Consider the following 7,662-nt stretch of genomic DNA (forward strand, 5'->3'; position numbering starts at 1 on the left):
ACCCGAACCATACCTCGTCAGCCACTACCCAGACGAACTCGAAACCCCAATGGCCTCTTACTCGCATTAGAATTGCTTGTGCCCCGATCGGAATCGGAAACCGCAATGATCAAACCGCAACCTGGACCGACTTAGGAAGCATGAAAAGGAACGGTCTCAGCAGACTTCGCCAAGGCCGCATTGAAAGGAACTGACCAAGACTACCATTTTTGCGCTGTGGCCGGATCAGCCCAAGCAGCGCGACGTTGCCACGATGAGGAACGATGGTATCCCGCAGCCCCTATTCTCCGAATGAACGATCCGCGCCGATCCTGATAAAGGATCTGCGAACTCTTCGGATCCTCCTGCTTCAGCCCAAGAACGGCGAGGGGGAAGAGCTGTGCCAGCACCTGAAACGAATAGGTTGCCAGGTCCAGTCGAGTTGGCCTCCTCCAGCCGAAATACCTCCCGACACCGATGTGGTCTTTGTCTTCGTTCGGCCGATCGTCGAAGACGATATCGTGCTCAACTGGAATGCCGACGATCCGCCGGCCGTCCTCATTGCTGTCGTTGACTACGAGAACCCCATTATTGTGGACAAACTTCTGCGGTTGAGGGCGCAGGCGGTGATCGGACTTCCGCTTCGCACGTTTGGCATTCTGGCCAACGTGCTTTTGAGCGTGAACAATCACAAGCGCGAAAAAAGACTTCGCCTGCGGCTGGACCGGATGAATACCAAGCTGAAGGCGCATCGGGATATCGACAAGGCGAAGTCTATTCTCATGGTCGCCAACAATATGTCGGAACAGGTTGCCTACGAGACGTTGCGAGAGCAGGCGATGAACAAGCGCACGACCATAGAGGCGATTGCGATGGCGGTCATCAATGCCAGCGATCTGTTGCCGGGACAGCGTGCTGTCGCGCATCAGGCGAACGAATAAGCGAAAAAGGCCTAGGCTATTCCGCTGCCGGGATACGTTTCAGCTGTCCGTCGTCAGGGATTTTGGGACAACTGGCGGCGTGAGCTAACGGAGGCTCTGGCCCATCAGGATTGTCATTTTAGGCGGCCGCTTCCCGATGAAGCAAGCGGCGTTGTGTGATGGTCTCGCGTTTGATCCTTTCCCTTTCCAGCATGATGATGTCGCCGCGTCCGAAGTAGACGTCGGCAGGGGTGAGATTGGCGAGGCTCTGGTGGTAGCGGCGGTGCTTATAGTGATCGACGGGCGCCGCGATCCGCCGCTCGAGATCGCCCGGCAGGAAGTAATTTTCCAGCAGGGTGCGGTTCTTCAGCGTCTGGTGCCAACGCTCGACAGGTAGAACCAGCCCCAGCCGATGACCTTCAGATACGTGAAGTCGGTCTGCCAGAGCTGGTTCGGCGCCGTCGTCTTGCCATGGAAGTCGTCGGCGGCCTTAATGACGATGAAGGCCGGGCTGGTGATCAGGTCATGGGCCTTGAGCAGGCGATTGACCGAGGATTCCGACACGAAGTAGCCCCTGCTATCGGTGAAGATGACCGCCAGCTCCCGTGGCGACAGTTCCGGCTTGTTCAGCGCCAACTCGACGATCTGGTCGCGCGTTTCCTCGGGAATGCGGTTTCAGACCCGCTGCGGCCGGGGTCTCCAATCTTCCAGCGCGTCGACGCCACCGGCAAGGAAGCGGTCATACCAGCGATTGAAGGTCGAGCGCGGAATACCGAGCTTCTGCAGCGTGCGACGTGCCGACAGGTGCGACTGCTCGACCAGGCGGATGATCTTCAGCTTCTCGGTGGCGGGATACCTCATTCGTCGTCGCCTCCACCCGCAATCATGCTTTTTTGAGAATCCGCAATTCCAGCGCCTGCTCGGCGACGATCTCCTTGAGATCGCCGGCCAACTGCTTCTTGCCGGCCTCCAGGAACTCCTTCGACCAGTTGCAATACAGTCTCTCAGCGATGCCTTCGCGTCGGCACAGCGCGGCGATGCTGTCTTCGCCGCGAAGACCGTCCAGCACAATCCGGATTTTGTCTTCGGTTGAAAAGTGCCGCCGCGTCGCACGGCGGATGTCCTTGACCATATGTTCGGCGGAGCGTTTGCCGCCAGTCATCTTCGAATTCATGTTCGTTCATTCGTCTTCGACGAGAACCGAACACTCATTAATTCACACCCTCAGATTTGAGCCATAGGCGCTGACGGGGAACAATGCGTACTGTTTCTCCTGCATTAACATCCTGAGAGTGTGACACTTCGCGAGGGTGCCTGCAGTAGCGTTGACAGGGGTGCTCAGACTGTTCGGGAATAAGCTTGCCTTCGCCCGTTTTTATCTGTGAGGCGTCCTATCTCCCAGCTGTGGTGCGCGGCACTTGCGTGTCAGGCATGAAAAGAATTCACAGCGGCCACGTGATCATCTGATGGGCATCTCTAGCTGAATAAGGGCCTCCAATTCAACCGCGTCTAAGCAGAGCACATGGATCGGATTTATCAATGCAAAAGACCGAACAAAAATACTTTTCAATCGATCTACCCCCGCTCAAATTCCTGTGCGGAGGTTAGTTGCTGTTTGGATCCTTGTTTGATCGGGCAGCAGCGCCGTTGCTGAGGAATGCCTGCCAATGCGCGACGCACTTGTTTTTTACAGTCCTGTGGACGACCCGCAAACCTGGCGGCGTGCACTCGCAGCGGAATTGCCGGATCTCGACTTCCGATTGGAACCGGATGTCGGTGATCCGAGCGAAATCAGCTATGCGTTGACCTGGCTGCCTCCGCAAGGGTTCTTCCAGCGCTTTCGCAATCTGAAACTGGTCACCAACCTCGGTGCCGGGGCTGATGCGCTGCTCAATCGGGACGATCTGGTGCCTGTTCCGATCACGCGCCTCTCCGATCCGGGCATGGTTGAGCTTATGACCAGCTATGTCGTCTTCGCAGTTACGCGTTATGCGCGCGACATGCACATTTTCGAGCGCGCCACGCGTCGCGGGGAATGGCACTACGTTCATCCGCGTCCGCTGAAAGAAATCAAGGTCGCCGTGCTCGGTCTTGGCGAGCTTGGTGCGGATGCCGCCAAGTCCTTGGCAAACATGGGCTATACCGTATCAGGCTGGTCGCGGACCTTGAAAACCATTTCGGGCGTTACCTGCTTTGCGGGCCGCGAGGCTCTGGATCAGGTTCTTGGACGGAACGAAATTGTTGTTTCGCTGCTTCCGTCAACGGGCGACACGCGCGCTTTACTCGGCGCGCGTGAACTCGCGCTGATGCCGCACGGCGCCAAATTCATCAACGCCTCGCGCAGCGCCATCGTCGATGAAGGCGCCCTTATCGCCGCACTCCGCTCCGGGGCCATTGGCGAAGCAACGCTCGATGTCTTTAACGTCGAACCGCTACCGTCTGGCCATCCGTTCTGGACTTTGGACAACGTCCTCATAACCCCTCATCTCGCAAGTATCACGGTGCCGGCACTCGCGGTCCATAATGTGGCCGAGAGCATCAGGCGGGTGCGCCGGGGTGAGGCACCACTCCATCTGGTAGATCCTCAGAGGGGCTACTGAAGTTCAGGCTCGCGCTGCCCGACCAAGACATGTCGTGCCCTTAGTTGAAGCCCACCCGCCTTGCGGCAAGGAAGTCAACTCAAAATCAAAACATAAACGGAGGAGAATTTTATGAAACGGTTTGTGACGGGCCTGGGCGTATTGTCCCTGGTCATTGCAGCGACGGCTGCGAATGCTCAGGACAAGCTGATTGTCAGCACCTGGGGCGGTAATTGGAAAGACGGGGCCGCGATCATCGCCAAGGAATTCACCAAGCGCACCGGCATGGAAGTTGAATTCATCACCGGCGGTACGCTGGATCGCCTGGCAAAGGCCAAGGTTGCGAAAGATAATCCCGAGTCTGACGTGGTTTACACCACCTCCCATGTTGGATCGCTCTACCAATCAGATGGGCTCTTCGAGAAGCTCGACATGAACAAGATCCCGAATGCGGCCGACCTATATCCCGCAGGTGATCGCGGCGGTTACGAGTTGGGCGCCTATTCTTATGTATACTCACCGGCGTTCCGCACCGACCTGATGCCACAAGGGTTCAAGATCGATTCATGGAAAGTACTTTGGGACAAGGATATGGAAGGCAAGCTCGGCCTGCCGGACTTCGACCCAAGTCACATCGTGATTGCCACCTCGATCATGGAAGGCAAGACACCAGCAGACTGGGAGAGCATCCAGGATCGCCTTGAGGCATTGAAACCCAGCATCAAGGCCTTCTACCAGTCCGACGCGACCAGCCAGGACCTGATCCGCACAGGTGAAACACCAGTGCAGGTTCTGTTGTCCATCAATGGTTACCACCTCATGGAACAGGGCGTTCCACTCAAGATCGAGATTCCGAAGGAAGGTGCTGTCGTCGGCATCGGGGCGTTCGGCATCAATGCCGGCACCAAGAAACTCGACGCCGCGCATGAATTCATCAATGTGGCGCTCGACCCGGCTATCCAGGAGCAGTTGTGCGAATTCCACAAATGCTCGCCGATGAACAAGAAGGCCAAGGTATCCGAGGCCCTCGCCAAAATGCCCGGCATCTTCACGACCGACGAGCAGTGGAAGACGCAGGCGATCGTTCTCGACGATAAAACCTACGCCAAACTTCTTCCGCTTTGGAAGATCTGGTTCACCGAAAACATGATGCAGTAAGCGACATCCAAAAATGGAGCGGGCGGTGTCCAAAGCGCCGCCGACAGTCAATGACGCAGCAACGCCCATTCCTTGTTACATTCCTGGTGCCGGCAATCCTCGTGGCTGTCATCTTCGCCGCAGCGATGTTCAATGTGCTCCAGTACAGCTTTCTCGAATTCATTCCGGGTTCGGTTGAGGTTGGTGGCTTGACCCTGGAAAATTTCACTCGCATCAACAAGCCCATCTACTATTGGGTGCTGCTCGATACGTTCATTCTGAGCTTCGCCACCGCTTTCTTCGCGCTTGTCCTCAGCTATCCGATCTCGTTTGCGCTCGTGCGGGCCGAAAAAGACTGGGTGCGCGCAGTGCTGGTCGTGCTGGCGATCACACCGCTGTTCACGGGCGAGATCGTACGTACCTATTCCTGGATGCTGGTGCTTGGTACCGACGGCGTCGTCAACACGACGCTGAAAGCCCTTGGGCTTGTCGATGGCTCGGTGCCGATCATGTACACGCGCCCGGGGGTCGTCATTGCATTGGTTCAGTTTGCAATGCCTGTGATGATTATCATGCTGGCGACGGCCATAAGCCAAGTCAAGCGCGACTGCGAAAAGTCTGCAGCCAACCTCGGCGCGACGCCAAATACCGTCTTCTGGCGCATTACGATCCCGCTGACGATGCCAGGAATATTGTCCGGTTTCGTCGTTGTATTTGCATGGACCATGAGTGCCTTCTCCACGCCGCAACTGATCGGCGGTGGCAAGGTCCTGATGATTTCTAACATGGTCTATTTGCAGGGGTTTTCTTCATTCAATTTGCCGTTTGCTGCGGCGCTCAGCTTGATCGCGCTGGCGGCGGCCCTGGGGAGCCTTGGCCTGATGAAGCTCGCCACCGCGCGTTTCGAGCGCAACCTTGCAACAACGTGAGCAGGAGCCAACATCATGCGAAGCATCCTGTTTTGGTCCGCCGTCGTAGCGATCCTCACCTATATGACCTTGCCGGCGGTGGTTGTTATCGCGACTTCGGTCAATCCCACTGAACTGATGGCGTTCCCGCCAACCGGGTTTTCACTGCGTTGGTACGAGAAGGCTTTGACCTACCCTGATTTTCAGGTCGCTTTCAAAAGCAGCCTGATGGTCATGGCGCTGTCCTCAACCTTGGCGACGCTGCTGGGTTCGAGTTTTGCCTTCCTCGTCTTCCACTACAGTTTCCGTGGCCGCGGTCTGCTCGAGGCAGCACTTTGGTCACCCTTGATCATCCCGCATTTCACCACCGGGTTCGGCTTCCTCCTCTTGGGAAGCCATTTGAATCTGACGCAGGGCTATGCAGTCATCGTGATGGCGCATGTCTTGCTGGTAACGCCTTTCGTGACGCGTGCTGTGTTCGTATCACTTACCAACGTCGATGCGAACTATGCTCGCGCCGCAGCCAATCTGGGTGCCGCGCCGACTTCGGTCCTGTTCAAGATCACGATTCCCCTGGTGCTTCCCGGTATGGTGGGAGGATGGCTGATCGCCGCGATCCTCTCGCTGACCGAGTTTACAGCTTCGCTTTATGTCACCGCCAGTCGAACGCAGACACTTCCGGTCGCCATGTACAACTACATTCGTGAATATGCGGATCCGACAATATCTGCGATCTCGGCGCTGCTTATCCTGTCAACCACGATCATCATGATCATCGCCAATCATTTCCTCGGTCTTCGTCGCATTCTCGGAATCGACAACGGCTGAAGTGCGAGCACCAAGAGGTTCTGTGTCCATGATCCATCAGAAAATGACCGTTCTCCAGCCCGCCGATTGTGCTGTCGAGATCAAGAATGTCAGCCGCATGTTCGGCTCGGTCCATGCAGTCAACGATGTGTCGTTGCCGATCCGCAATGGCGAGTTCATAACGCTTCTTGGGCCCAGTGGCTGTGGCAAGACGACCCTTCTCAACATGGTCGCGGGCTTCATCAATCCGACCTCTGGATCCGTTCATATCGGCGGCAAGGACGTGACCAATCTGCCGGTACATCTGCGTGATACCGGCATGGTGTTCCAAAGCTACGCGCTGTTTCCCCATATGAACGTCTTCGACAACGTGGCCTTTGGGCTGCGGCAGCGGAAATTCTCGAAGAGCGAGATTTCGGCCAAAGTTATGCAGACCATCGAAATGATGAAGCTAACAGGCATGGAAAAGCGCCGCATATCGCAGCTCTCGGGCGGCCAGCAGCAGCGCGTTGCACTAGCGCGTTCGATCGTCATTCAACCGAAGGTGCTGCTTCTTGACGAGCCTTTGTCGGCGCTCGACAAGAGCCTGCGCGCCCAAATGCAAATCGAACTCATCGAACTGCATCGAAATACCGGTTTAACAACAATTTTCGTCACGCATGACCAAGGCGAGGCGCTCAGCCTGTCGGATCGGATCGTCGTCATGAATCGCGGACAAATCCAACAGGTCGCTGAACCGATCGATCTCTATCGCAACCCGGCAAACGGATTTGTGGCCTCATTCATCGGCGAGATCAACGCCTTGCCAAAAGCCTCCTATCGTCCGGCCCGCGGCGAAGCCGCACTTGAAATCGGGAACATCCGCCTGATTGCTCCGCGCTCCAAGGAGTGGGACTTTGCCTCTGGAACGCCTGTGAGAGCCTTTGTGCGCCCGGAACACATACGTATGGCTACATCGTCCGATGCTGGGCGCAACGTTGTATCGGGAGAGGTTTTAACTCATATCTATCAGGGTTCGCATACCATAACTCGCCTTCACGTTGATGGTCTCGGGCCGTTGGAGATGCGGCTCCAGGGCGGTGACGTGATCGGTCGCGTGCCCGTAGGACTGAAGGCCGATGTAACGTTCGAGCTAGGGGAAGTCATACTTCTCGCTGAGCCGGCGAATTAACGGCTAGACTGTCGGTCTAATTTCACATCGTTTTCACATTGCCGCATGGTTCTGGAAGAATTTCCGTTTCATTGCTCTGGCATCTAAAGGCCGTTGATCCGCCTTGAAGTCCATTCGCGTGAACGACTGACGGCGGCGCCATGTTTTGTCGATTTGCTTCG

General features: G+C 56.4%; 6 protein-coding genes and 1 pseudogene. 6 read left to right on the top strand and 1 reads right to left on the bottom strand.

All coding sequences use genetic code 11. The features are described from left to right. Nucleotides 1-263 precede the first annotated feature (263 nt). A complete protein-coding gene (locus ACODTY_RS22740; protein ID WP_488996453.1) occupies nt 264-920 on the top strand; it encodes an ANTAR domain-containing response regulator in 657 nt (218 codons plus the stop codon). Nucleotides 921-1,038: 118 nt separating this feature from the next. On the opposite strand, the pseudogene ACODTY_RS22745 reads toward ACODTY_RS22740, so the two are convergent. Continuing rightward, nucleotides 1,039-2,073: pseudogene (locus ACODTY_RS22745) on the bottom strand (helix-turn-helix domain-containing protein). A gap of 493 nt (nt 2,074-2,566) precedes the next feature. Between ACODTY_RS22745 and ACODTY_RS22750 the strand changes: the two are divergent. From ACODTY_RS22750 to ACODTY_RS22770, 5 genes are all read left to right on the top strand, one after another. After that, nucleotides 2,567-3,499: a 2-hydroxyacid dehydrogenase gene (locus ACODTY_RS22750; RefSeq protein WP_488996454.1), complete on the top strand. Its 933-nt coding sequence runs from the start codon at nt 2,567-2,569 to the stop codon at nt 3,497-3,499. A gap of 111 nt (nt 3,500-3,610) precedes the next feature. Further along, a complete protein-coding gene (locus ACODTY_RS22755; protein WP_488996455.1) occupies nt 3,611-4,636 on the top strand; it encodes an ABC transporter substrate-binding protein in 1,026 nt (341 codons plus the stop codon). A gap of 101 nt (nt 4,637-4,737) precedes the next feature. Beyond that, nucleotides 4,738-5,544: an ABC transporter permease gene (locus ACODTY_RS22760; protein WP_488996456.1), complete on the top strand. Its 807-nt coding sequence runs from the start codon at nt 4,738-4,740 to the stop codon at nt 5,542-5,544. A gap of 15 nt (nt 5,545-5,559) precedes the next feature. Then, nucleotides 5,560-6,351, top strand: coding sequence for an ABC transporter permease (locus tag ACODTY_RS22765; protein ID WP_488996457.1), 792 nt, complete (start codon nt 5,560-5,562; stop codon nt 6,349-6,351). Between the two features lie 28 nt (nt 6,352-6,379). Continuing rightward, complete coding sequence (locus tag ACODTY_RS22770) at nt 6,380-7,501, top strand: ABC transporter ATP-binding protein (protein WP_488996458.1); 1,122 nt, start codon at nt 6,380-6,382, stop codon at nt 7,499-7,501. Nucleotides 7,502-7,662: the final 161 nt, after the last annotated feature.

This window comes from Mesorhizobium sp. FG116 (genome assembly GCF_057809835.1).